Here is a 24,471-nt window from a genome sequence, read left to right on the forward strand (position 1 = left end):
ACTGCTGATGTCCAACAAGTGTACACTAATCATTAGTGCACTAACAATGTAAGGATGCCATGACTGCCACACCCGTCGACGCCGCGCAAGAAGAAGACCTGCTCCTGGAACATCAGCTCTGCTTTGCCCTGACGGTGGCCGCCCGCAGCGTCGTGGGCGCCTACAAGCCGGTACTGGAGAAGCTCAACCTCACGCATCCGCAGTACCTGGTGATGCTCTGCCTCTGGGAGACCAGCCCGCGCACGGTACGGAACATCAGTGAGGCATTGGCCCAGGAGCCGGCCACCATCTCGCCGCTCCTGCGCAGGCTCGAGGCCGCGGGGTTGATCACGCGGGGCCGCGCGGAGGGTAACGAACGTGCGCTCGCGGTGGCGCTGACGGCCGAGGGCAAGGCGCTCCGGCAGCAGGCCCTGCAGGTCCCGGGAACCATGATGGAGCGGCTGGGCCTCACCCGCGAACAGGTCACCGAGCTGCACTCCACCATGATGGGACTGATCGCTGCAACGTCGGAAAAGACCCACTGAAGGCCGGCTGCGAGACTGTCCCACCTGCCCGCCGCGGTTTCCCGCAGCACGGGCGACTAGAATTGCCTGACGAAGGGGAGGTGGCCTGATGCGTAACCTACGGCTGTTCACAGCGGTCCTGGCCATAAGCGCCGGGCTGCTCTCCGGCTGCAGCGGCTCACCCAACAGCGGGCCGTCCGCGTCCGGCAGCGCCCCTGCAACCCCCTCACCCGACACTGAAACCTCCGCTGCCGCCCCAGCTCCCACAACTTCCCGTCCCAGCAACGGGCCGGGGCAGGGAAACGCCGAGCTTGCCATTACCGTGGTGCCGTCCGAGGGCGCACCCGAACTCGACTACACCTTGGTCTGCACCTCTGGGGACCCCGCCGCGGAAAGCAGCCACCCTGATCCTGCTGCTGCCTGCGCGGCCCTCAAGGCAAACCCCGCCATCGCGGCTCCGGCCGCCCCGGAAAGCACCCGGCCCTGCACCCAGCAGTATGGCGGCCCGCAGAAAGCGGCTGTGACGGGGGTTGTGGATGGCGTCGCCGTCGAATCCTCCTTCGCCCGGACCAACGGGTGTGAAATCAGTGCGTGGGACGCCGCCAAGGATGTGCTCGGTGCCGCCGGTGGAGCCTCTTAGCCTGCTGGCGGAGGACAGCGCGCAGGCACGGGAGGAAGCCCACCTGCAGCGCGTCAGCCGCTACGCCGATCCTTACCTTGCCCGCCGGTCGGCTGGGCAGAAGCACCCGGTGGAGGATTTCCTATTCACCTATTACACCCAGAAGCCGGGCCAGTTGAAGCGCTGGCACCCGGGGGCCGGGACCGTCCTCACCGGCGGGCAGGCAGCCGCCCGGCAGGGGTGGAAGCACTACCGGACGCTCGACGACGGCGAGCTTGCCTCTCTGGGGCTGGCTGCGGGGAGCATGGCAGTCACCTTCGACCGGGCCGCCTTCCTTGCCGACCGCAAGGAGGCGGTGGCGTTCGCCGGGGTGATCCTCCGCGGCACTGCGGCACGGCCAGCACAATTCGGCTGCTTCGGCCTGCACGAATGGGCCATGGTTTACCGCCAGGACAAGTTCGACCTCCGCCACGAATACCTGCAGCTGCGGCTGGGATCAGCGGGTACGGACAAGGTGGTGGAGGACAACAAGATCCGGTGCACCCACTTTGACGCGTTCCGGTTCTACACCCCGGATGCCGTCCCGCTCAACGAGTTTTCACCCAGCCGGGAATCGCAGCGCGACATGGAACAGCCGGGCTGCCTGCACGCCAACATGGATCTCTACAAGTGGGCGTACAAGCTGCTGCCGACCCTTTCGAGCGAACTGGTCATGGACTGCTTCGAACTCTCCTGGCGCATCCGGGCCATGGACATGCAGGCTTCCCCGTACGACCTCGCCGAGTGGGGCTACCCGGCCATTGCCATCGAAACTCCACAGGGCAAGGCTTCCTACGTTGAGCACCAGCGCAATTTTGCCGCGGAGGCAACCACGCTGCGGGAAAGGCTTGCCCGGGTCCTTGGCGCCCTTGCGGAAGGAGCGCAGAAGTGATCGACCTGGCCATCAGCATTCGGGAAGAACCCGACGCTCCCGAGTATGTGTTCCGGCTGGTGGCGGAGGACGGTAATCCGGCGGCCGGGACCACCCTGCCGGCACCGGAAGCAGCCCTGGCTGCCGTGGAGGAATTTGGGGAAGACGTCTTCTTTCCCAAGCCTGGGCCCCCGAAATTATGCACCCAGCAGTACGGGGGGCCTCAGGTTGCCGTCGTTTCCGGCACGTTCCATGGACGAGCGGTCCATTCGGTCTTCACCCGGACGGACGGCTGCGAGATCGCCCGGTGGAAGGCCATGGCTCCCCTGCTGGGCGGTGACGCCACCTAGTCTTCAGCGGCCGGGCGCGAAAAAGGGTCCCGGACGCACCGTCCGGGACCCTCCCCCCATGCTTAGTTGATGCTCAGGCTGCGGGTAGAGCCTGCGCAATGCCCATCTGGGGAGCGCCGGCCGGAGCCGGGGCAGAGCCGGAACCCACCTGCACGTTTACCCAGGTCTTGATGCCGTTGCTGCCCAGGCTCAGCCGCGAAAGGTAAGACCCTTCAGCAAGGCCGGTCCAGTTGAGGGTGGCCGAGGTGGCCGTCCCGTTGGGTGCCACGATCGGGTTGGGGTTGACGGTGAGGTTGCCGGCGTCGCCCGCAAAGCTCACAGCCTGGACCGAGGCAGTGGCCGGCCCGTTGTCCGGGGTTGCGTACAGGTTGGCCACCACGTAGTAGGTGCCGGCCCGCGGCGCTTCCAGATCCAGGAACTCGCTCGCCGAGGCAGTTGCCACCTGGGTGGCCGTCAATCCGCCCGACCCGTTAGGTGCGTACACCACCATGTCCCAGTCGACGTCGTTCGACTTCGCCTGGATGCCCAGCCGCGCGAAGGTGGAGCCCGCGGGAACCTGCACCTGGACCAAGGCATTGTGGGCATCGTTCGTGGGTGCGTACCCGCCCGGGGTCTTGGTGATGGCGGTCTGGCTCAGTGGCGCCAGGCCCTCCACTCCAACGGCGATGGGGCTGTCCGAGCCCGACACCAGCTCCATGGAGCCGCTGCCCGTGCCGGTGGCCGAGCTGAACGAGAACGACGGAGCGATCTGGGCGTCGACCGGGCGGATGGCAATCGGCGATGTGACGGTCCGGGGCCCTTTCCAGGTGAGGCTTCCGGTGCTGAACTTGCCGACAGGTGCGCTGACGTTCCGGATAGTCAGGGTGACTTCACGCGTTTGTCCGGCCTTGGCGAAGTTTAGCGCCTTGGGTTCGACGACGACGTTGAAGCCCGGCATGTTCACCTCGGGCCGGTACATGCCCGGCACCAGGGCCGTCAGCTTGCGCTTGACCTGGACTTCGCCCACGAGGCTGCCCAAGGCGACCGAGGGAAGGTTGAGGTCGCGGGCAGCGATGGAGCCGGCCTGCGGGGCACCCGTATCGACCCCCTGGCCGTTCAGGAAACCGAGCCAGTCCTGGATGCCGGAGTCGTAAACGAGGCCGGGATCCAGGACTCGGGTGGAGTCGATGTGGCCGGCGCCGCCCTGGAACGGATCCGTGTTGGGAGAACCATCCGCATTGACCAGCGGGTAGGCGGTGGTCATCATGGCGGACTTCACCATGGCGGGCGACCACTTCGGCTGCTTGCCAAGCACCAGGGCGCCGAAACCAGCAATGTGCGGCGCGGCCATGGACGTGCCGGACATGAATCCGAACTGGTCGCCGTGGTTGCCGATCGTGGAGACGCCGGCGAGGACGTTCACACCCGGGGCCGAGATATCAGGCTTCAGCAGGTCGCCGCCGGATGCGAGGGTGGGCCCGCGGGACGAGAAGCCCGCGATCTGGGGCGCCGGAGCCGGGGGAAGTCCGGTCAGGTCACCCTTGACCAGGCTTACCGTCAGTGCCGGGTTCGCCTGCAGCTTGGACTTCAGTTCCAGGCTCTTGGGGGCGTTGACGTGGACGGTGGGAACGACGTGGTTGTCGGCGTCCTCGGAGCTGCTGGTGAGGTTCACCAGGATCATGCCAACGCCGCCCTTGTCCAGTACTTCCTGGCTCTTGGCGGTCCGGTCCACCACTCCACGGTCACAGACCACCACTTTCCCGGCCACCTTGGCGGGGTCCAGGGTTCCCGGTCCGCACAGGTTGGCGTTTGCAGCCCCGGGGGCCGCGGCAGCAGCGGCCACGACGACGGGCTTGTCCGCGACCTCCGATTTCATGATGGAAGCGCCGCGGTACAGCGAACCATCGGAAACCTTGACCGTTCCCAGCAGGTCGCTCGGGAAGGTGGAGGCGGCCACGGTGGTCAACCATGGTGAGGCATGGTTCACAGTGGAGGCCGTCGGCCCGGAGTTGCCGGCCGAGGCCGACACGAAGACGCCGGCTGCGGCGGCGTTCAGGAAGGCGAGCGCCACGGGATCGGTGGTGCTGTTGTTGTTGCCGGAAATTGAGTAGTTCAGGACGTCCACGCCGTCTTTGATGGCCGCGTCAATGGCCTCAACCGATGATGACGAGTAGCAGCCGCCGGTGTCCGGGCTGGTGTCCTCCCAGCAGACCTTGTACACCGAGACCTTGGCCGCCGGAGCCACGCCGGAGCTCTTTCCGAAGCCGGCGCCGTCGATCACCTGCTCGATGTTGGCGTTACCGGCTGCCGTTGTTGCCGTGTGGGTGCCGTGGCTGCCCACGTCCACCGGGGAAATCTGCTCCTCGGGGGCCCTGTTGCCAGGGGCCACGTACTGGAGGAAGGAGTCGGCGAAGTAGCGGGCGCCGATCACTTTTGAGTTGCAGAGCGAACCGTCAAAGGCAGCCCCGGTTCCCTGGCCTTTTTGGCATTCGCCCTCAAAGGTGGTGCCGTCCGCCTTGAGCATGGCAATCTTGCCCTCGCCGGTGCGGTAGGGGACGCCCACCTGCGGGGCACCTTGCAGGGGCTGCAGCGGCTCGCCCCGGAGGAAGGGGTTGTCCGGTGCGTAGCCGGAGTCAATGACGCCCACCACTACGCCCTTGCCGGCGTTGGCTTCACCACCAAACTCCTTGGACCATGTCCCGTCCGGACCGGTGAGCTTGAGGAAGTCGGTGGTGGTGTAGTCGGGCTTGTTCTCAACGTCGGGTGCCACCACGAGGACTCGTTTGTCCTTGGACAATTCTGCCGCCTGGTGCGCGGTCAGCGCCGCAGTGAACCCGTTGAGGGCGGCAGTGTACTGCTTGTCTGGAGCGACCCCCTGGGCTGCCGCAACCTCACGCTGCTGCTGGCGCAGGTGCGCGTCGTAGGCCTTGTAGTTCGGGCTGCCGGCATCAAGTTTCCGGCCTTGCTGCGGCTTGGTTGCGCCCAGCCCGGCGGCTCCCCCTTCGTAGGCTGCGGCAGCCGGGCCGGCAAGAACCACGATGTACCGGCCGTCCTTGAACTGGCTGTCTTTCGCGTTGGCAGCGGCCTTCTCCGGACTTTGGCCCACCGGCGCTGCCGTGGCCGGCCCAACTGCCAGCGAACTTATGAGAAGGGGCAACCCGACGGCCAGGGCGGCCGCTTTCCGGAGTCCCCCAGCCCGCAAGGGGCTCTTTCCAGTTGATTTCACGCGCAACCCTTTCACGATGTACCGCCCAGCCTTGATGGGCCCCAAACGACTGGAACTGCAGAGGTAATTACAGATCTTGTAATTTGCTGAGACCAGACTGTTCACAGAGTACAGACTGAGAGCGAGATATGACATAGGGCACATTCGGGAAATTTTCGTTTGTCATATCCGTGCCCGCCGGAGTATCCGGACACATAAAAAGGGCGCCCCGAAGGACGCCCCGGCGTTGCTGGGGAAGTACGCGGGCAGCTAGTGGCGGGGGGTCCGCACCACGTCGCTGATCCACTGCCTGGTTTTTTCGTCCAATGGGGCCGGCCGCCCGCGTCTCACGGGCCAAACGGTCTGCCTTCACCTTCTGCAGCACCATCCTGCCCAGGCCGGCAAACACGGCCGCAGCAACCATCGGCAAGAGCACGGACCTGGAATTTTGCGCCATCAACCAATCCTAGTGAACCCCCTCCGGCAACTCCAGAAGCACACCCGCCTGGCCGCTGTCCTGAACCTCCCGGACCGGGTTCTGCTCCATGAATCTGCCGAATGCGGACGGATGAGCCCGGGCCGGTAGAATGATAGGGCAAGCTCGCGGAGCGCCCGACCTCATGGTGAACCAACGCAGGTGACCAACTGTCTCCCACATCCCGGTACGGCGTGAGACGGCACCACTCCGCTGCGCCCTTACCCAAGCTCACGCACAGGAGTTGCCGGATGCCCCGGATCGTTGTTGACGTCATGCCCAAGCCCGAGATTCTGGACCCGCAGGGGAAGGCAATCGTTGGCGCTCTCCCCCGGCTGGGCTTCACCAGCTTCAGCTCTGTCCGCCAGGGCAAGCGTTTCGAACTGACGGTCGACGGCGAGGTGACGGAGGAGATCCTGGCCCAGGCCCGCGATGCCGCCGAAACCCTCCTGTCCAACCCCGTGATCGAAGACGTCGTCAACGTCGAGGTCGTCGAGGCCTGAGATGACTGAACTTCCCCTGATCGGCGAGGCAGTCGCCGTCGCCGCGGAGCCGCGCCTCGCCGGCGCCCGGATCGGCGTCGTGACCTTCCCCGGAACCCTTGACGACCGCGACGCCGCCCGCGCCGTCCGCCTGGCCGGCGCCACCGCCGTCGAACTCTGGCATGGCGACACGGAACTCGGCGACGTGGACGCCGTCGTCATTCCCGGCGGTTTCTCCTACGGCGACTACCTGCGCGCCGGTGCCATTGCGCGCTTTGCCCCGCTGATGTCCAAAATCATCGACGCCGCGAACTCCGATGCCAAGCTGCCCGTCCTGGGCATCTGCAACGGTTTCCAGATCCTCACCGAGTCGCACCTGCTGCCCGGGTCGATGATCAAGAATGACCACCTGAAGTTCCTTTGCCGCGACCAGGTGCTGCGTGTCGAGAACGCCAACACCGCGTGGACGCTGGACTACCAGTCGGGCCAGGAGATCACCATCCCGCTGAAGAACCAGGACGGCCAGTACATCGCTGACGAGAAGACCCTCGACGCCCTTGAGGCTGAGGGACGCGTCGTCTTCCGCTACGTGGGCTTCAACCCGAACGGCTCCCGCCGCGACATCGCCGGTATCTCCAACGCAGCAGGCAACGTGGTGGGCCTCATGCCGCACCCCGAGCACGCCGTAGAGCCGGGCTTCGGCCCCGAATCGCTCGATGGCATCGGCGGTTCCGACACCGACGGCCTGGGCTTCTTCACCTCCGTACTGAACAAGATTGTGGGAGGCGACAAGTGACCACCGAAACCACCAAGAAGTTCAACATCGACACCGTCGAGAACGCAGCCAAGACTCCGGACACCGAGCTGCCCTGGGCCGAATTGGGCCTGAAGCGGAACGAGTTCGACGAGATCGTCAAGGTCCTGGGCCGCCGCCCCACCGGTGCCGAACTGGCCATGTACTCCGTCATGTGGAGCGAACACTGCTCCTACAAGTCCTCCAAGAACCACCTGCGCCAGTTCGGCCAGAAGGTCACCGAGGAAATGAAGAAGGACATGCTGGTGGGCATCGGCGAAAACGCCGGCGTGACCAACCTCGGGGACGGCTGGGCCGTGACCTTCAAGATCGAATCGCACAACTCGCCGTCGTTCGTTGAGCCCTACCAGGGCGCCGCGACCGGCATCGGCGGCATTGTCCGCGACATCATCTCCATGGGCGCCCGCCCGGTGGCCGTGATGGATCCGCTGCGCTTCGGCGCGATCGACCACCCGGACACCGCCCGCGTCATGCACGGTGCAGTGGCCGGCATCGGCGGCTACGGCAACTCCCTGGGCCTGCCCAACATCGGCGGCGAAATGGTGTTCGACTCCGTGTACCAGGGCAACCCGCTGGTCAACGCGCTGGCCGTGGGCGTCATGCGCCACGAGGACATCCGCCTCGCCAACGCCTCCGGCAAGGGCAACAAGGTGGTCCTGTTCGGTGCCCGCACCGGCGGTGACGGCATTGGCGGCGCCTCCGTGCTGGCCTCAGAGTCTTTCGACGACACCAAGCCGTCCAAGCGTCCCGCGGTGCAGGTGGGCGACCCGTTCGCCGAGAAGGTCCTCATCGAGTGCTGCCTGGAGCTGTTCAAGGGCTCCCTGGTGGAAGGCATCCAGGACCTCGGCGCCGCCGGTATCTCCTGTGCGACGTCGGAACTGGCCTCCAACGGCGACGGCGGCATGCAGGTTGAGCTGACCTCGGTCCTGCTGCGCGACCCCACGCTGACCCCGGGCGAGATCCTGATGTCCGAGTCGCAGGAACGCATGATGGCCGTTGTCACGCCGGAGAACGTGGAAGCGTTCGAAGCCGTCATGGACAAGTGGGCTGTGGAGTACTCCTGGCTGGGCGAGGTGACCGACACCGGCCGCCTCATCATCACCTGGGAAGGCGACGTGATTGTCGACGTCGATCCCCGCACCGTGGCCCACGACGGCCCGGTCTACGACCGCCCGTTCGCCCGTCCCGAGTGGCAGGACGCCGTCCAGGCCGACACCTTCACCGGCTCGGTGCAGGACGCCGGGCGCCCGGCCGCCCCCGCTGAACTGGCCAAGGCCGTCACCGAACTCGTGGCATCGCCGAACATGTGCTCCAAGTCCTGGATCACCAACCAGTACGACCGGTACGTCGGCGGCAACACCTCCATGGCGTTCCCCGATGACGCCGGAGTGGTCCGCGTGGACGAGGAATCAGGCCTGGGCGTTGCCCTGGCCACCGACGCCAACGGCCGCTACACCTACCTCGATCCGTACCACGGCGCGCAGCTGGCACTGGCAGAGGCCTACCGCAACGTGGCCACCGCCGGCGCCATCCCCATGGCCGTCAGCGACTGCCTGAACTTCGGCTCCCCCGAGGACCCGGACGTCATGTGGCAGCTCGCCGAAGCCATCCGCGGCCTGTCCGACGCCTGCATGGTGCTGGGCATCCCGGTCACCGGCGGCAACGTCTCGCTATACAACCAGACGGGCACCACGCCCATCCACCCCTCCCCCGTGGTGGCGGTCCTGGGCAAACTCGACGACGTTGCCCGCCGCACGCCGTCGGGCTGGCGTGAGGACGGCCAGGCCATCTACCTCCTGGGCACCACGGGCGCCGAGCTGGACGGTTCCGAGTGGGCCAACATGCGCGGCCACCTGGGCGGCCAGCCGCCGAAGGTTGACCTCGAGGCCGAGCGCGCACTGGGCGAGATCCTGATCAACGCATCCCGCGACGGCATGATCGACTCCGCGCACGACCTCTCCGAAGGCGGCCTTGCAGCTGCGCTGGTGGAGTCCTCACTGCGCTACGGCGTGGGTGCCCGGATCGCGCTGCAGGACGTCATGGACCGGGACGGCGTGGACCTGTTCACGGCACTCTTCTCCGAATCCCAGGGGCGTGCCGTGGTGGGCGTCCCGCGCTCTGAGGAAGTCCGCTTCACGGACATGTGCACCGCCCGCGGCTTCGCGCACACCCGCGTCGGCGTGGTGGACGCGGCCAGCGGCAAGCTGGAGATCAACGGCGTGGAGGGCCTGTCCCTGGACGCCCTCCGCGAAGCCCACGAGGGGACGCTGCCGAAGTACTTCGGCTGACCCTCCCCACCGCCACCCTCGCCTCGCAAGCTCGGCCAGGTAACCCTGGCGGCGTGGGCCCTCCCATCGATTGCTCCGTACTTGTCGTTTTGAGTCCTCAGAACGACAAGTACGGAGCAATCGTTTTAGTCACCTCCGCGCCAACCGGACTGGACCAGCGCAATCTGGACCTTGGCCGCAGCGGGCTTGGCATCATTGACCATGTGTCGCTTGGAAATCCTGACTTCCGTCCACCCCAGTGCGGCGTAGCGTTCCGACCGCGCAATGTCCCGGGTGATTTGGCTGTCGTCGCCGTGGTGTTCGCCCTCGTACTCGATGCCGATTTTGTATTTGCGGTAGGACAGGTCCGGCTCGTGGTGCCTGATACCGTCATCGGTGATGATCGGGACGTTCAGCTCGGGTTCGGGCAGCCCACTACGGGTGATCGCGAGCCGCAAGAGGGACTCCTGGGGCGAATCGGAGCCCACCCGCACCAGCTTGATGGCTTCCTTGGCCTTGCGCAGGCCGCGCTTCCCCTTGTGCCGGTCGATCATTCTTTGAAGGTCAGCGATAGTGCACAGCGGCATGTCCCGGCCCTCAAGTTCGGGCCGAGGCACCCGAACGCAGCTGTCGCCAGCCACCACAAGCGCGTCCAGGCTCAGGACTTCAGCGAGATCCAGCCAGGTCCGTTCCGGTGTCGTGACAGCTATGCCCTGATGCACTGTGACTTCATCATCGTAGAGCTTCATCCTGTGCACGATGACGTGCGGCCGGTCCAGATGCGCTTCGCCTTCGGGACGGATGATGTGGTGCATGTCGGGATTCTCCTTTCGCAGCCGAAGAGGCAGCGAAAGCAGCTCTGCGGCAGTGAGGTGGGATGCTGCGCATCTCTTATTGACCTCTATGAATGGCCGCACCCGCGTGCTCAACGGGAGTTCCGCCGTCGCACGTTCCATCCGTATGCCCCCGGCCAAAGCGCTCCATGGAACCGTGCCGCCAGCGGCGCGGGGATACCCCGGCGATCGAGGCGTCGACGAGGGTGAATGGACGGCCGCGAAGCACCTCCGGCAGGGGGCGTGGGGTCTTCATCGGTCCATAAGACCAGAATCGGGCAAAGACCGCAGAAGTTATCCACACCCCTCATCGACTGCTGTGTAGATGTCGTTTTGGGGCACGAAAACGACAAGTGCGGAGCAATCGATGGGGTGCGGCACACGCCACCAGGGTTTCCCTGGCCGGGGTCGAGAGGCGAGGGTGGCGCTGGGTTTAGTCCTCGCTGTGCAGCTCGCGCTGGCGGACGCTGAGCAGTTCGATCTCGGGCCTGCCTGCCACGAAACGTTCGACGGCGGCGAGCACCTCCATGAGGTGCGGCCGGTCTGCTGCCACCAAGCCAGCACCAAGCTGGGTGCGCCGGTACTGGCTGTGGTCCCCCACCTCGGCAACGGAGACCTCGAAGCGGCGCTTGAGTTCAGCGAGGAGGGGCCGGACCACGGAGCGTTTCTCCTTGAGGCTGTGCACGTCGCCCAGGAGGATATCGAACTCGATCCAGCCGATCCACATGAGTTCATGCTATCGACTGCTCCGCACCTGCCGTTTAGGAGCACCAGAACGACAGCTACGGAGCAATCGACGAGGGTTAGATGGTGAGTTCGCCCATCAGGTCCCAGCCTTCGCCGTCGAGCTGGCGGCTGATGATTTTCGGTGTTTCCACAAGGGCCTGCGGCATGTCCGCCATGGCCTTCTTGAAGTGGCCGCTGTTGACGTGGTCGCCGGCGGTGTCGTCCTTGAAGGCTTCCACCAGGACGTACTCGTTGGGGTCCTCCAAGCTGCGGGACCAGTCGAACCACAGGTTGCCCGGTTCCTGCCGGGTGGCTTGGGTGAAGTCCGCAACGAGGTCCGGCCAGCGTTCCGACCATTCAGGCTTAACCTTGAACTTGACGACGATAAAGATCACTGGGATGTTCCTTCCGCGGCGAGAGAGCGTGCCCCTTCAATGTACCGGGAAGTAACGTGCCGCTGCGCCGCGCGGGTGACCAGTCCGCCGGCGGCGTAGAACCAGTTGGCGGGCTTGCTGAAAGCACGGATTCGAAGCCATACCTCCCCCTGGCCGTTGATCTCCACTTCGAAGGACTCCTCGCCACGGGCGGGGTGGCCGGGCAGCGTACCGTAGCCAAAGCCGGCCGATTGCGGCCCATCCAGGTCCGCGGGCTCGTGGACCCACACCACCTGGCAGGGCGCATCCAGGCGGAAGGGCCCGACGCCGAATCCGCTCACCACGCGCGCACCGGGCACCGCCCTCGGCGACTTGGCACGGACCCGCAGGCCCGCCCGCCGCTGCAGTTCCCAGCCCAGGATGCCATCCGCGACGCGCCGGTAGGCCTCAAGCCCGGAGCCAAGGAGCGCCTCCTCCAGGACACGGTCATACCCGGCCGGCGCCGCGCCTGTTTCAGTGCTTCCAATACCGGGGTAATTAAGGCCGCCTGCCCCCTGTGCGTTGTCAGTCATCACTGCCGGCCCTTTCAAGGCGCGCCCACCCCAGTTGCTCCTGCTGCTTCCGGCTCAGGCCGGCCACCACCAGGTCATACGAGTCCTCCACCATGTCCCGGATCATCCCCGCAGGCAAGTTGCCGTCCAGGCGTACACCGTTCCAGTGCGTCTTGTTCATATGCCATGCGCCGGTGATCTCCGGGTGCACTGCGCGCAGCTGCACCGCCAGGGCCGGTTCGCACTTCAGGCTCACCGAAAAGTCGCGCTCATCCATGGTGGACACGGCAAACAGCTTGGCCTCGTGCCGGGTGCCCCCGGCAATGTGGGCACGGACCTTGAAGACTGAGGTTTCCGGTCCGAAAGGAAAATCCTCGTACGCTCCCGGAAACGAAAGGCAGATATTCCTCAGCTCAGTTGGGTCCATGAAGGAAGCCTATAAAGCCGGCCTGCGCGGTGCTAGTCTGCGAGCATGTCACACGACCAGGGCGCCATACCTGTTCTGGACCTGCGTTCCGCACGGCGGGCGGACGGCTCTTTCAGCCCGGAATTCATCGAACAGCTGCGTCACGCCACACACACTGTCGGGTTCTTCCAAATCACTGGATACGGCGGCCGGCCCGGGCAGGCCGAACAGCTCCTGGACATCATCCGGCGCTTCTTCAGCCTGCCCCTGGATGAACGGATGAAGCTGGACAACCGTTTGTCACCGCACTTCCGCGGCTACACCCGGATGGGCACGGAAATCACGCAGGGGCGTGCGGACGCCCGGGAGCAGATCGACTATTCGCCGGACCGCGAGCCGGTCACGGAGTTTCCGGCAGACCAGCCGTACTGGCTTTTGCAGGGCCCCAACCTCTGGCCCGGCGAGGCGTTCCCCGAACTCCGGCCGGCTGCCATGGAATGGGCCGCACTGATGTCCGGTGTGGGCATGGAACTGCTGCGGGCCATTGCGGTCTCGCTGCAGCTGCCCGAAGACTACTTCGACGGACCTTTCCGGGATGCCCCCGCGTGGATGGGCAAGCTGGTGCACTATGTGGGCGGCGTGGTGGAAGCCGCGGGTGACCAGGGCGTGGGCTCGCACGCGGACTACGGCTTCGTAACCCTGTTGCTGCAGGACAATGTGGGGGGACTTGAAGTGCTGCCGCCGGGAACCAGCCGTTGGCTGCCGGTGGAACCGCTGCCGGGCGCGCTGGTGGTGAACCTGGGCGAGATGCTGGAAGTAGCCACCGAGGGGTACCTGGCTGCCACCATCCACCGAGTCCAGGCGCCGCCACCGGGCGTTGACCGCTACTCGGTACCGTTCTTCTGGTCGCCCCGGCTGGACGCGGTGATCCAGCCGGTCCCCCTGGCACCGGAACTGAAGGCCGCGGCACGAGGCATCACTGATGATCCGTCCAATCCCCTGTTGGCGTCCTTCGGCCTGAACATGCTCAAAGGACGCATGCGCGCGCACCCGGATGTCACCGAACGGCATTATCCGGAGCTGATGAAGCGCTAGAGGTTGTACTTCCAGGCCAGTTGCGCCGGGCAGGCGTTCATCACCACGTCCAGGCCTGCTGCCTTGGCGCGTTCCGCCGCGGCTTCGTCGATGACCCCCAGCTGCAGCCAGACGGCTTTGGCGCCCGTGGCAATGGCCTGGTCCACCACGTCACCCACCCGCTGCGAGTTCACAAAGCAGTCCACGACGTCGATGGGCCGCTTTTCCGCAGGTATGTCGGCGAGGGTGCGGTACCCGGTTTCGCCGTGCACGGGTTCGCCGGGCAGGTTGACGGGGATGATTTCCATGCCGAGCTTGTCGCGGATGAACAGCGAGGTATCGTAGGCGGCGCGCCACTCATTGGTGGTCAGGCCCACGATGGCCCAGCGCCCCTGGGTACGCATGAGGCGTTCGATGACTGCGGGATCGTTGGTGTGGCCCATGCGATCAGCCTACGCTGCGCTTTCGGGTCCGTCCGCCCCAGCCAATGTCGGGTTCCCGGTCTATTTCGCCGGGGATTCCGGCTTCCGGCCGCTGCCCTGGCCCGGCGCCTCGACCGCTGGGGCAGGCGCATCACCCGTCCTGGGCGCGGCTGCGCCTGGTCCGCCCTGGCCCGGTGCGGGGGTATCCGCCGCGGTCGCGTCCGGCTTGCCTGCTGCGGGCGTGCCCGTTGGTGCGGTGTCCGCCGCGGGTGCGGCACCGCCGTCGTTCTGGCTCCGGCCCTTCCCGTCCGTCCCGCCTCCCGCGGCAGCGGGCAACGCCGCCCCTGCCGGTCCCGGCACACAGGCTCCCTGGCCGCTGCCGGCGTCGTGCCTGGCGGGTCCGCCGCAGCTTCGCAAGCCGCCGTGGCCGGTCACTCCGGCGGGGTCTTCCAGAAGCCGGGACGACCGGCTTCCGGCATGCGTGGCCGCAGCGGGTGCAACTGACGAAACCGGATCCGGGATGTCCCCGCCGGCGGCAAGCCACGGCGACGTGTCACCGCCCCCAGCGGCCGATGCACTGGCCGACGGCGCACTCCACGGGGGAGTCCAGTCCGCCAGCAATTGCTGCATCGTTCCGCTCCCGGGTGCGGAGGTGCTGGCGGCCACACCGCCAACGCCCAATCCCATCCCGGCCACCAGAACCAGGCCCAGCGCGGTGGGGCGGTGGCGCCGCCGCCGGCGGCGCGTGAGGTCGTCGTCCGGCTGCTCCGGGGATGGAGGATGTTCCACGGCCGGAGGATGTTCCACGGCGTCTCCGTCTCCGGCCGTGCCGGCTGGAGCCAGCAGAGCGGCGAGTTCCGCGCCGGGTGCGGGCGCGGGGAGCGATGCCAGCGCACCAAGTGAGAGCAGCGCGTCGCGGAGGTCCGGGTCGTCACCGCAACCGGCGTCCTGGAGCATGTCGTCGACAAGGGAGACAAGGTTCCCTGATGGTGGCGTCATGGCGCGAGGTACTCCTTCACTGCGGCGAGGTCCCGGAGTTTGAGCAGCGCACGGCGCTGGAGCTGCTTCACGGAGCCGGCGCTCTTATTCATGGCCTCCGCCGTCTCTTCCACGGTCAGGCCTCCCACCAAACGAAGCGAGAGTACTTCGCGCTGGTCTTGGGGCAGTCCGGACAGGAGTCCCCGGACCTCACCGGGCGAGATGTTTTGCAGAGCTTCTTTTTCGGCCGAGGTCTCTTCGCGCTGGTCGAGTTCGGGCTCGAACGGCAGCTTTACCGGGTGACGGCTTTGGCGCCGGTGATCGTCCACCATGCGGGCGTGGGCAACGCTGAAGATGAACGTCCGCAGCCCGGCCTTTCCTCCACGCACGGTGTCCAGGCGGGGCAGGACGGAAAGGAACACTTCCTGCATGGCCGCCTCCGGATCCTCGACGCCACGGGCCGCAAGGTAGCCCAGGACTTGTGATGCGTACGTTTTGTAGACGAGGCTGAGGGCAGCAGGTCCGGGGACGGCGTGGTCCGGGGCCGCATCTGTCTGTGCATCGGTCACTGACGTGGTGCTTTCAATCAAAAAGGGCGTCGGCAAAGGAAGCGTCTCACATGGATCCGGAACGCTGCTCTTACTTTACCCTTCGGTAACCTCGCTGGCCGGTGACCGCCACGGGACGCCGCCCGCGCAGCGGCCTTGCCAAGAGATCAAAAGGGCCGGCCTGGAACGTGATGGGGGACAGGTTCCAGACCGGCACTTCATAGGGGTAATCGCTGCGGACCCCGGAAGGGTTACGCCCGCCCAAAAGTTTTTTTGAATTTTTTTCGGCCGGTCCTCAGCGGGCTGCCGTCCTGCTCCAACGCGGCGCCGTGGCCTGCCTCCGCGGCGCCTTCGCCAGTGCGTAGGCGTGCAGCCTCACCAGGCAGCCGCTGGTCATCGCAAGCGGGCACGACGACGGCGGGGAGCTCGTCTGGAACAGCGTTGGCGGCGGGACGGGACTCTCCCCCGGTGGGGCTGAGATCGGTCACCAGGCCTGTCCCGGCACATTCACGCACTGCTGCGATACCCGCAGCTACCGCAGCTTTGTCCTCGAACCCTTGCGAGACAGCCATGACCGACCCGTCGGGCCCCAGCAGCCGGAACCTGTAGAGCATCTCCGGATCAAGAAAAACTTCGAAGTTTCCTGCCACGGCATGTCCTTCCGGTCTGGTGTCTTCAACCGGCGACGGCTCTCTGCGGGGTGCATCCCTGCACCGCCAAAAAGCATGTTGGAACCGTCCGCTGATCAGTTCAAATGGTGTTAACGAGTCTGGCTGCGGCGCCTGCAGGCCTACAAGCCCTGTCGCGTTAAGCCTGTGTAAATTACTGCCCACGCCGGCAAACGCCAGCGGCGGCCCACCTGCAAAAGGTGGGCCGCCGCCGTCGTCTGCCGTGTTCCGGACCAACGTGTCAGTCGTTGATGAGGTCGTTCACCACGATGGTCTGGTCCCGGTCCGGGCCAACGCCAATAGCGGAGAACCGGGTTCCGGACAGCTTCTCCAGCGCCAGCACGTAGTTCCTGGCGTTTTCCGGGAGGTCCGCGAGGGTGCGGGCAGCGGTGATGTCCTCGGTCCAGCCGTCGAAGTACTCGAAGATGGGCTTGGCGTGGTGGAATTCGGTCTGCGTCATGGGCATCTCGTCGTGGCGGACGCCGTCAACGTCGTAGGCCACGCACACAGGGATCTGTTCGATGCCGGTCAGTACGTCCAGCTTGGTCACGAAGTAGTCCGTGAAGCCGTTCACGCGGGACGCATGGCGGGCCAGGACGGCGTCGTACCAGCCGCAGCGGCGCGGGCGCCCGGTGTTGACGCCGAACTCACCGCCGGTTTTCTGCAGGTACATGCCCATCTCGTCGAAGAGTTCGGTGGGGAACGGGCCCGCACCCACGCGGGTGGTGTAGGCCTTGATGATGCCGATGGAGCGGGAGATCCGGGTGGGACCGATGCCGGAGCCCACTGATGCGCCGCCCGCGGTCGGGTTCGAGGAGGTCACGAACGGGTAGGTTCCGTGGTCGACGTCCAGGAACGTGGCCTGGCCGCCTTCCATCAGGACTACCTTGCCCTCATCCAGGGCGGTGTTCAGGACCAGCGTGCTGTCGATGACCAGCGGGCGGAGGCGGTCGGCAAAGGACAGGAAGTACTCAACGATCTCGTCCACCACAACACCGCGGCGGTTGTAGACCTTGACCAGGAGTTCGTTCTTCTGGCGCAGCGAGCCTTCCACCTTCTGGCGAAGGATGGACTCGTCGAAGACGTCCTGGACACGGATGCCCAGCCGGGCCACCTTGTCCATGTAGGCGGGGCCAATGCCGCGGCCGGTGGTTCCGATGGCGCGGCTGCCGAGGAAGCGTTCGGTCACTTTGTCCAGCACCTGGTGGTACGGGGCCACCAGGTGGGCGTTGGCGGATACGCGCAGCCGCGAGGTATCGGCGCCGCGGGCCTGGAGTCCCTCGATCTCCTGGAAAAGGGCTTCGAGGTTCACCACGCAGCCATTGCCGATGATGGGGACCGCGTTGGGGCTGAGAATGCCTGCCGGCAGCAGTTTGAGTTCGTACTTTTCACCGCCTACGACGACGGTGTGCCCGGCGTTGTTGCCGCCGTTGGGCTTGACGACGTAATCAACACGGCCGCCCAGAAGGTCGGTGGCCTTGCCTTTTCCTTCGTCGCCCCACTGGGCTCCTACGATCACAATTGCTGGCATGGGATCCTCCCCCATTCGTTCGGGCTGCCCGGGTCCGGCCGCGGGGAGCGGACCTGCGCAGCGCCGTTCATGAGAATGCCCCGAACAGACCGGCCTTCGCCGGACCGCAAGGCGGCGCAGCGACGCAAGAGTTCCGGGGCTCTTACCACCCAAGTTTAGCGGATCAGGCACTTTGTCCACTCGATGGGCCCGCCGCGGCCCCGCAATGGCGGTCCGCCACATTCTGAACCGCATTTGCCCCTGACCACGCTCCTGGATTTAAGTGGGAGTGGACCATCCGGAGCGGCTGAGAGACCTGGCTCAATGACGCCGCAGCAACCACGGCCCGGCAGGAAAGCTGCCGGCCGAAGGTGCTACTGCCAGGACCGATGGAAGGAAGATTCCAGCATGCCCCTGAACACCGACCACATTCGCGCCACCCACGCCGGGTCCTTGCCCCGCACCCCTGAACTCATCGCGGCCAACACCGCAAAAGAATCCGACGGCATCACTCCGGCGTTCCTGGAGCTCCTGGAGAACTCCGTTGTGGACGTGGTCCAGCGCCAGAAGGACCTGGGAGTCGACATCCCCAACGACGGCGAGTACGGGCACACGATGTCCAACTCCGTTGATTACGGGGCCTGGTGGAACTACTCCTTTGCCCGGCTCGGCGGCCTGGAGCCAACCAACGTGGACCGCTGGGCAGAAGCCGATGTCCGGCGTTCCTCCCCCGGAAACGTTGTCCTGACGTCATTCCCCGACCGGCGCGACCGGCAGGCGTTCAATGAGGCATACAACGACCCCTCCTCAGGGATCCTGGCGCACCGGAAGAGCGTGTCCCAGCCCAAGATCGCCGGGCCCCTGACCTACACCGGCCATGACCTGGTGGCCTCGGACATCAAGAACCTGAAGACCGGGCTCGCCGCGGCCGGCCTCGCTGAGGGATTCGTGGCCTCGCTCTCCCCCGGTTCCTGCGCCCGCGTAGCCAACGAGTACTACAAGAGCGATGAGGAACTTGTCTACGCCTGCGCCGATGCCATGCGCGAGGAATACAAGGCCATCATCGACGCCGGCCTGACGGTCCAGCTCGACGATCCGTCCCTGGCCGAAAGCTGGGACCAGATCAACCCGGAGCCGTCCCTGGAGGACTACCTGAAGTTCATCCAGCTGCGTGTGGAGGCCACCAACTGGGCGTTGCGGGACCTCCCGCAGGAACAGATCCGCTTGCACGTTTGCTGGGGCTCCTGGCACGGCCCGCACACCACGGACATCCCGCTCGCTGACATCATCGGCTCCGTACTTCAGGTCAATGCCGGCGCGTACTCCTTCGAGGCCGCCAATGTCCGGCACGAACACGAATGGCGGGTATGGGAAGAGACCACACTTCCCGAGGGCAAAGTGATCATCCCCGGCGTCGTCTCGCACGCCACCAATGTGGTGGAGCACCCGGACGTGGTGGCGGACCGCATTGTCCGTTTTGCCGAGCTGGTGGGCCGGGAAAGCGTCATCGCATCGACCGACTGCGGCCTGGGCGGCAGGGTGCACCCGCAGATCGCGTACGCCAAACTGGAGGCTCTTGGCGAGGGTGCTCGCCGCGCCACGAAGCGCCTCTGGTAGCTTTCCTCCCGTTCCGGACACGACCGCCGGTCCAATGCGCCACGAATGAGGTGCGCTGGACCGGCGTTTCGTTTCCCCGGGCTTGGTAAACTTACAGAGGCCGACCCGGAATCGGCCCACCCCAACTAACCACCGTTGATGAGCCGCGCCGGCGTGCGCCCATTTTCACCGGTGGACGCAACATCAATCCCCGCAGGAGAACCAGCCCTTCATGACCGCACTGGCCCCCGAAACATTCCACGAACAGCTCATGAGCCGCCGCTACGAAGACAGCGTTGCCGCTGTCAACGAGCTGTGTGATTCCCTGCAGGAAGCAAAGCCCGGAACCGTGGTGCCCTACGTGGACCCAATGCACGATGTTGAGGAATGCCGCATCATCAGCCTGTACTCCAACATTGGCGAGATGGACCCGTCCGGTTTCATCACCGCCGGTGACCAGGACGCCGCTACCCGCATGCTCGGCATCCAGTGGAAGCTGGGCCTGCGCCCGGAATTCGTGATGCCCTGGAACGTGCACCCGTGGCACGTCCCAGGCGTTGCCAACGGCAAATTCACCCCGGACCAGGTGCAGGCAGGTTTGAAGCCGCTGCTGAAGTTCCTGGCCCTCGTCCCGCGCGCCTCGGTGATCGTGGCGCACGGCACCGAGGCCAACCGCCTGGCAAACCTGCTGCTGAAGACCGAAGTCCCCTTGCTGTGGCGCCGCGGCCTGAAGACCTACAAGGTCCGTTCCCTGAGCGGACGCGCCTTCGCAGGCTCCCCGGCGCGCCAGGAGGAGTTCCTGGAGGACATGCGGACGGCCTACGCGGACGCCATGGCACGCACGGGCATCGCGAACGTGGCATAGCCAACAGCTTCAAACAGACGACGGCGGGTTGTCACCTTTCCAAAGAAAGGTGACCACCCGCCGTCGGGCGTTTAAAGCCTGGGAATCTTTAGGTGCCCTCGATGGCTGCTTTGGCTGCGGGATCGGAGTCGTTCAGGAACTTTTCGATCCGTTCCGGCTCGTCAGCTTCCCCGATAGCCGATGAGGCCCTGCCCAGGGAGTAGAGCGCCCGCAGGAACCCGCGGTTTGGCTCGTGCTCCCACGGGATGGGACCGACGCCGCGCCAGCCGTTGCGGCGCAGCGCGTCCAGCCCGCGGTGATAGCCCACCCGGGCGTAGGCGTAGGAGTCGATGGTGCGGCCCTCGGTCCACGCCTCCTCAGCCAGGATCGCCCACAGCAGCGAAGACGTGGGGTGCTTCTCCACCAGGTCCAGGGCCTCCTGGCCGTTCTCCAGCTGCCCGTTCACCTCGGTTTCGGCAGGCAGGAGTGTGGGCTCCGGCCCCATCAGGTTCCTGCGGAACTCATCCGACATTTAGAACGTCTTTCCGGCCGAACCGAGCTGCTTGGTGGCTTCCACCACGCGGGCCGCCAGGCCGGCTTCGGCGGAGGCGCCCCAGACGCGGGGGTCGTAGGTCTTCTTGTTGCCGACCTCGCCGTCGACCTTCAGGACGCCGTCGTAGTTCTTGAACATGTGGTCCGCCACCGGACGCGTGTAGGCGTACTGGGTGTCGGTGTCGATGTTCATCTTGATCACGCCGTAGGAGACGGCGTCGGCAATTTCCTGGTCCGAGGATCCGGAGCCGCCGTGGAAGACGAGGTCGAACGGGTTGTCCTTGCCGATCTTCGCGCCCACCTGTGCCTGGATGTCCTTGAGGATCTCCGGGCGCAGCTTGACGCCGCCGGGCTTGTACACGCCGTGGACGTTGCCGAAGGTCAGAGCAGTGATGTAGCGGCCGTTCTCGCCGGAGCCGAGGGCGTCGATGGTGGCCAGGGCATCTTCCACCGTGGTGTAGAGCTTGTCGTTGATGGCGTTTTCGACGCCGTCTTCCTCGCCGCCGACGGTGCCGATCTCCACCTCGAGGATCATCTTGGCGGCCGCGGTGCGCTGGAGCAGGTCGCGGGCGATGCGCAGGTTCTCCTGCAGGGTTTCGGCGGAGCCGTCCCACATGTGGGAGTTGAACAGCGGGTTGCGGCCGGCCTTGACCTCAGCTTCGGAAGCCTCGAGCAGCGGCAGGACGAAGCCGTCCAGCTTGTCCTTGGGGCAGTGGTCCGTGTGCAGGGCGATGTTGACGTTGTAGTTCTTGGCAACTTCGCGGGCGAAGGCTGCGAAACCCAGCGAGCCGGCAACCATGTCCTTGGTGGAAGCACCCGACCAGTAGGCTGCGCCGCCGGTGGAAACCTGCACAATGCCGTCCGATTCGGCCTCGGCGAAGCCGCGGAGCGCTGCGTTGAGCGTCTGGGAGGACGTGACATTCACGGCGGGGAAAGCGAATCCGCCCGCCTTGGCACGGTCGATCATCTCTGCGTAGATCTCTGGGGTTGCAATGGGCATGCTGGCTCCTCTGCTGAGTTTCGTCTGTGGGTGGATGACCCTCAAGTAGACCGCTTACGGCTTGGCACCATCCTAGCCATTCCCGGGCTGGCCGGGTGTTTCGGGTCACGGGTCGGTAATACTCAGACGTGCTGGCCGAAGACGTGCCGGCGGACCCAGGCGTGCATTGCGATGGCGGCGGCGGAGGCGGCATTGATGGACCGGGTGGAACCAAACTGCTCGATGGACAGGGTAGCGACGGCGGCCTGGTGGACTTCCGGAGTGAGGCCCGGCCCTTCCTGGCCGAAGACCAGGACGCAGTCCTTGGGCAGTTCGTAGGTTTCCAGGGGGACGGAGTCCGGGAAGATGTCGATCCCGATGATCGCCAGGCCCTCCCCCTGGGCCCACTGGACGAAATCCTCCACGGTGGGGTGGTGGCGGACGTGCTGGTAGCGGTCGGTGACCATGGCACCGCGGCGGTTCCACCGTCGTCGGCCGATGATGTGGACTTCTTTGGCGAGGAAAGCGTTGGCGGTGCGCACCACCGTGCCGATGTTGAGGTCGTGCTGCCAGTTTTCGATGGCCACATGGAAGTTGTGCCGCCGGGAGTCCAGCTCCGCCACGATCGCCTCGTGCTTCCAGTAGCGGTACTTGTCCAGCACGTTGCGGCGGTCGCCGTCCGCCAGGAGGTCGGGGTCCCAATGGTCGCCTTCGGGCAGTTCCCCCTCCCAGGGTCCGACGCCGACCTCCGCCTTGGCGGGTTCAGCCTCCCCGGGGTGGTGGTTGGGTTGGTCTGGATGGCCCGGCGTCTGGTTCACCCTTCAACACTAGACTGGACCACTGGAGCATTCATCACCGGTGGAGGTAGACGTGGCAGAAGAAGACCAGGTAGCAGGAAACCCCGCGGTTTACCGCAACGGCCAGGAGATTGAATGCTGGCTGACGGACATGGACGGCGTCCTGGTCCACGAGAACCAGCCTATCCCGGGTGCTGCGGAGCTGATCCAGCGCTGGGTGGATACGTCCAGGCGTTTCCTGGTGCTCACCAACAATTCGATCTTCACACCGCGCGACCTCGCCGCCCGCCTGCGCTCCTCCGGCCTGGAGATCCCGGAGGAGAACATCTGGACCTCAGCGCTGGCCACGGCCCAGTTCCTGAAGGACCAGGTGGGCGGCTCGGAAACCGGCAACCGCGCCTACACGATCGGTGAGGCAGGACTGACGACGGCGCTGCACGAGGCCGGCTTCATCCTCACCGACCAGAATCCGGACTTCGTGGTGCTTGGCGAGACGCGCACCTACAGTTTCGAGGCTATTACCACCGCCATCCGCCTGATCCTGGCCGGGGCCCGGTTCATCGCCACCAACCCGGATGCCACCGGCCCGTCCAAGGACGGCCCGATGCCGGCTACCGGCGCTATTGCCGCCCTGATCACCAAGGCCACCGGCCGCGAGCCCTACATTGTGGGCAAACCGAACCCCATGATGTTCCGTTCCGCCATGAACCAGATCGACGCCCACTCCGAGACCACCGCAATGATCGGTGACCGGATGGACACGGACATCATCGCCGGCATGGAGGCGGGCCTGCACACCGTCTTGGTACTCAGTGGCATCACGCATAAGGACGATATTGCCGCCTACCCGTTCCGGCCCAACCAGGTGCTGAACTCGGTGGCGGACCTGAAGAACCAGATTTAGAAGATACTCACCCGGGAGCCGCCCCGGGGCAACGGGAAGTACTCCTCCAGCAGCTCCGTCAGGAGGGGCCGGTAGATCTGCGGATTCCAGCCGGGGCTGGCGTGGGCCGGCGCGGCTCCTGTGGTCTGCAGTCCGCTGGAGACCATGTTGTCCTTGAAGGCCACCGCCCACGTCTCCGAAGCCGTCTCGTAGTCAACGGTCTGGTCCTTCGGGTTGCCGATGTAGGCCATTTTGGCCGTCCCGAGCTGCCCCGCGAACTGGCTGCCCTCGAAGTGGTAGATGTATGCCGACTCGGTTTGGATGAGCACGCTGGACGGGGCGATGGGCGAGAGTTGTTCGAGCGTCTGGTCCAGGATCTGGCGCCAGCTGCGTTCGTCCTTATGGATGATCCGCTCCCCGAGCTCGTACCCGCCGCGCAGGGTGGACGGGAACCTGAAGCCCCGCTCATACAGGAACACCACGCCGTCGAACCAGCTCTGGTCCAGGACGTCATGCGCACTGTAGGGGCTTGAGTCCAGCAGGATGAACTGCACCTGGATACCTTCCAGGGCGAGCAGCCGGGAGGCCACCTGGGTGGCCAGCATGCCGCCGAAGCTGTGGCCGTAGAAGAACAGCTTGGTGATTTTTTCCACCGCGATGTACTCGGAGATCGCGCTGACCACCTCGGTGACGTCCAGCCCCAGGTTGGAATAGCCGACGGCGGCGAGCCGGGCCCGCTTGTTCAGCGACCCGCGGAGGGTGTTGAGGATCCACTGGGCCTCTTCCCAGCTGGTTTTGTACCCGGGGAACAGGAACCAGCCGGCGTCCGGGTAGTAGGCGTCGGCGAAGTCATCCGCAACGGGCAGGATTTTTGTGGTTTGGCGCTGCGACTGCACTTCGCGGGTCAGCAGCATGTCCGCAGCAAGCAAACCGGAGGCCCCGGCACCGGCGAGGAACGTCCGGCGCGAAAAGCGTTTGAGGGCAGCCGCTTCCGCCAGCAGCCGGGCTTGGGAGGCCCCGCGCCGGTTCTGCGGACCTGTCTCCCCCTCATACGGCACACCACTACCGTAAGCACACCTGCTGTAAACGCCGCAAGGAGCGGCATATAAGCACTCGGTGACGCACC

26 protein-coding genes, 1 pseudogene and 1 riboswitch are annotated in these 24,471 nt (G+C 65.7%); of the genes and pseudogenes, 11 read left to right on the top strand and 16 right to left on the bottom strand.

Features of this window, described 5'->3' with window-relative positions; genetic code table 11:
- The first annotated feature begins 59 nt into the window (after nt 1-59).
- From QF050_RS00840 to QF050_RS00855, 4 genes are all read left to right on the top strand, one after another.
- The gene (locus QF050_RS00840) at nt 60-524 is read left to right on the top strand and encodes a MarR family transcriptional regulator (RefSeq protein WP_308928720.1); all 465 of its coding nucleotides are present in this window, start codon (nt 60-62) and stop codon (nt 522-524) included.
- 88 nt (nt 525-612) lie between these two features.
- On the top strand, nt 613-1,143 hold the full coding sequence (locus QF050_RS00845) for an SSI family serine proteinase inhibitor (RefSeq protein ID WP_308928721.1): 531 nt from the start codon (nt 613-615) through the stop codon (nt 1,141-1,143).
- The gene (locus QF050_RS00850) at nt 1,112-2,053 is read left to right on the top strand and encodes a 3-methyladenine DNA glycosylase (RefSeq protein WP_374121485.1); all 942 of its coding nucleotides are present in this window, start codon (nt 1,112-1,114) and stop codon (nt 2,051-2,053) included. Before QF050_RS00845 ends, QF050_RS00850 begins: the two co-directional genes overlap by 32 nt.
- On the top strand, nt 2,050-2,382 hold the full coding sequence (locus QF050_RS00855; RefSeq protein ID WP_308928723.1) for a serine protease inhibitor: 333 nt from the start codon (nt 2,050-2,052) through the stop codon (nt 2,380-2,382). The genes QF050_RS00850 and QF050_RS00855 overlap by 4 nt, the downstream gene beginning before the upstream one ends.
- A gap of 73 nt (nt 2,383-2,455) precedes the next feature.
- Here the strand turns inward: QF050_RS00855 and QF050_RS00860 are convergent, their stop codons facing one another.
- Together QF050_RS00860 and QF050_RS00865 are read right to left on the bottom strand one after the other, a co-directional pair.
- Entirely contained in the window at nt 2,456-5,587 is a 3,132-nt protein-coding gene (locus tag QF050_RS00860) for a S8 family serine peptidase (protein ID WP_308928724.1), read from the bottom strand.
- Between the two features lie 249 nt (nt 5,588-5,836).
- A pseudogene (locus QF050_RS00865) lies at nt 5,837-6,023 on the bottom strand (hypothetical protein).
- A 269-nt stretch (nt 6,024-6,292) separates the two neighbouring features.
- Here QF050_RS00865 and purS point away from each other — a divergent pair.
- The 3 genes from purS to purL are packed head-to-tail and all read left to right on the top strand — an operon-like array spanning nt 6,293 to nt 9,625.
- Nucleotides 6,293-6,544 carry a phosphoribosylformylglycinamidine synthase subunit PurS gene (gene purS, locus QF050_RS00870; protein ID WP_015935902.1) on the top strand — a complete coding sequence of 84 codons (252 nt, stop codon included), beginning with the start codon at nt 6,293-6,295 and terminating at the stop codon, nt 6,542-6,544.
- Between the two features lies 1 nt (nt 6,545).
- Nucleotides 6,546-7,319 carry a phosphoribosylformylglycinamidine synthase subunit PurQ gene (purQ, locus tag QF050_RS00875; RefSeq protein ID WP_308928725.1) on the top strand — a complete coding sequence of 258 codons (774 nt, stop codon included), beginning with the start codon at nt 6,546-6,548 and terminating at the stop codon, nt 7,317-7,319.
- Nucleotides 7,316-9,625, top strand: a complete 2,310-nt coding sequence (purL, locus tag QF050_RS00880) for a phosphoribosylformylglycinamidine synthase subunit PurL (RefSeq protein WP_308928726.1) — start codon at nt 7,316-7,318, stop codon at nt 9,623-9,625. Before purQ ends, purL begins: the two co-directional genes overlap by 4 nt.
- A gap of 125 nt (nt 9,626-9,750) precedes the next feature.
- Here purL and QF050_RS00885 read toward each other — a convergent pair whose 3' ends face one another.
- The 5 genes from QF050_RS00885 to QF050_RS00905 form a co-directional block, all read right to left on the bottom strand.
- Complete coding sequence (locus QF050_RS00885; protein ID WP_308928727.1) at nt 9,751-10,419, bottom strand: hypothetical protein; 669 nt, start codon at nt 10,417-10,419, stop codon at nt 9,751-9,753.
- 451 nt (nt 10,420-10,870) lie between these two features.
- Nucleotides 10,871-11,164, bottom strand: coding sequence for a DUF503 domain-containing protein (locus tag QF050_RS00890; RefSeq protein WP_308928728.1), 294 nt, complete (start codon nt 11,162-11,164; stop codon nt 10,871-10,873).
- A gap of 76 nt (nt 11,165-11,240) precedes the next feature.
- Nucleotides 11,241-11,558 (bottom strand): putative quinol monooxygenase, encoded by a 318-nt coding sequence (locus tag QF050_RS00895; RefSeq protein ID WP_308928729.1) that lies wholly within the window; start codon nt 11,556-11,558, stop codon nt 11,241-11,243.
- Nucleotides 11,555-12,109, bottom strand: a complete 555-nt coding sequence (locus QF050_RS00900) for a DUF1990 domain-containing protein (RefSeq protein WP_308928730.1) — start codon at nt 12,107-12,109, stop codon at nt 11,555-11,557. The genes QF050_RS00895 and QF050_RS00900 overlap by 4 nt, the downstream gene beginning before the upstream one ends.
- Nucleotides 12,102-12,515 (bottom strand): MmcQ/YjbR family DNA-binding protein, encoded by a 414-nt coding sequence (locus QF050_RS00905; RefSeq protein ID WP_308928731.1) that lies wholly within the window; start codon nt 12,513-12,515, stop codon nt 12,102-12,104. Before QF050_RS00905 ends, QF050_RS00900 begins: the two co-directional genes overlap by 8 nt.
- A 45-nt stretch (nt 12,516-12,560) precedes the next feature.
- Here QF050_RS00905 and QF050_RS00910 point away from each other — a divergent pair, with 45 nt between their 5' ends.
- Nucleotides 12,561-13,589 carry a 2-oxoglutarate and iron-dependent oxygenase domain-containing protein gene (locus QF050_RS00910; protein WP_308928732.1) on the top strand — a complete coding sequence of 343 codons (1,029 nt, stop codon included), beginning with the start codon at nt 12,561-12,563 and terminating at the stop codon, nt 13,587-13,589.
- Here QF050_RS00910 and QF050_RS00915 read toward each other — a convergent pair.
- The 5 genes from QF050_RS00915 to QF050_RS00935 all read right to left on the bottom strand — a co-directional run bounded on the left by QF050_RS00915 (nt 13,586) and on the right by QF050_RS00935 (nt 17,715).
- The gene (locus QF050_RS00915) at nt 13,586-14,011 is read right to left on the bottom strand and encodes a CoA-binding protein (RefSeq protein WP_308928733.1); all 426 of its coding nucleotides are present in this window, start codon (nt 14,009-14,011) and stop codon (nt 13,586-13,588) included. The two genes, QF050_RS00910 and QF050_RS00915, sit on opposite strands and share 4 nt — an antisense overlap.
- A gap of 60 nt (nt 14,012-14,071) precedes the next feature.
- Complete coding sequence (locus QF050_RS00920) at nt 14,072-14,989, bottom strand: hypothetical protein (RefSeq protein WP_308928734.1); 918 nt, start codon at nt 14,987-14,989, stop codon at nt 14,072-14,074.
- Nucleotides 14,986-15,537, bottom strand: a complete 552-nt coding sequence (locus QF050_RS00925; RefSeq protein ID WP_308928735.1) for a sigma-70 family RNA polymerase sigma factor — start codon at nt 15,535-15,537, stop codon at nt 14,986-14,988. The genes QF050_RS00920 and QF050_RS00925 overlap by 4 nt, the downstream gene beginning before the upstream one ends.
- Nucleotides 15,538-15,767: 230 nt before the next feature.
- Entirely contained in the window at nt 15,768-16,166 is a 399-nt protein-coding gene (locus QF050_RS00930; RefSeq protein WP_308928736.1) for a DUF1508 domain-containing protein, read from the bottom strand.
- 259 nt (nt 16,167-16,425) lie between these two features.
- The gene (locus tag QF050_RS00935; RefSeq protein ID WP_308928737.1) at nt 16,426-17,715 is read right to left on the bottom strand and encodes an adenylosuccinate synthase; all 1,290 of its coding nucleotides are present in this window, start codon (nt 17,713-17,715) and stop codon (nt 16,426-16,428) included.
- A gap of 270 nt (nt 17,716-17,985) precedes the next feature.
- A riboswitch (SAM riboswitch) is annotated at nt 17,986-18,090 on the top strand.
- A 12-nt stretch (nt 18,091-18,102) separates the two neighbouring features.
- Here QF050_RS00935 and QF050_RS00940 point away from each other — a divergent pair.
- Nucleotides 18,103-19,311 carry a cobalamin-independent methionine synthase II family protein gene (locus QF050_RS00940; RefSeq protein WP_308928738.1) on the top strand — a complete coding sequence of 403 codons (1,209 nt, stop codon included), beginning with the start codon at nt 18,103-18,105 and terminating at the stop codon, nt 19,309-19,311.
- A gap of 211 nt (nt 19,312-19,522) precedes the next feature.
- The gene (locus QF050_RS00945) at nt 19,523-20,155 is read left to right on the top strand and encodes a uracil-DNA glycosylase (protein WP_308928739.1); all 633 of its coding nucleotides are present in this window, start codon (nt 19,523-19,525) and stop codon (nt 20,153-20,155) included.
- Nucleotides 20,156-20,243: 88 nt separating this feature from the next.
- Here the strand turns inward: QF050_RS00945 and QF050_RS00950 are convergent, their stop codons facing one another.
- From QF050_RS00950 to QF050_RS00960, 3 genes are all read right to left on the bottom strand, one after another.
- Nucleotides 20,244-20,666 carry a DUF3151 domain-containing protein gene (locus tag QF050_RS00950; RefSeq protein ID WP_308928740.1) on the bottom strand — a complete coding sequence of 141 codons (423 nt, stop codon included), beginning with the start codon at nt 20,664-20,666 and terminating at the stop codon, nt 20,244-20,246.
- Nucleotides 20,667-21,686 carry a class II fructose-bisphosphate aldolase gene (gene fbaA / locus QF050_RS00955; RefSeq protein WP_308928741.1) on the bottom strand — a complete coding sequence of 340 codons (1,020 nt, stop codon included), beginning with the start codon at nt 21,684-21,686 and terminating at the stop codon, nt 20,667-20,669. It lies immediately after the preceding gene.
- Nucleotides 21,687-21,808: 122 nt separating this feature from the next.
- On the bottom strand, nt 21,809-22,483 hold the full coding sequence (locus QF050_RS00960) for a TrmH family RNA methyltransferase (protein ID WP_308928742.1): 675 nt from the start codon (nt 22,481-22,483) through the stop codon (nt 21,809-21,811).
- Between the two features lie 40 nt (nt 22,484-22,523).
- Between QF050_RS00960 and QF050_RS00965 the strand changes: the two genes are divergently transcribed.
- Nucleotides 22,524-23,366 (top strand): HAD-IIA family hydrolase, encoded by an 843-nt coding sequence (locus QF050_RS00965; protein WP_374121486.1) that lies wholly within the window; start codon nt 22,524-22,526, stop codon nt 23,364-23,366.
- Here the strand turns inward: QF050_RS00965 and QF050_RS00970 are convergent.
- The gene (locus QF050_RS00970; RefSeq protein WP_308928744.1) at nt 23,363-24,403 is read right to left on the bottom strand and encodes an alpha/beta hydrolase; all 1,041 of its coding nucleotides are present in this window, start codon (nt 24,401-24,403) and stop codon (nt 23,363-23,365) included. The genes QF050_RS00965 and QF050_RS00970 overlap by 4 nt on opposite strands.
- Nucleotides 24,404-24,471 lie beyond the last annotated feature (68 nt).

Origin of the sequence: Arthrobacter sp. SLBN-112, assembly GCF_030944625.1 — a bacterium.
In the GTDB taxonomy this organism is placed as follows: Bacteria; Actinomycetota; Actinomycetes; order Actinomycetales; family Micrococcaceae; genus Arthrobacter.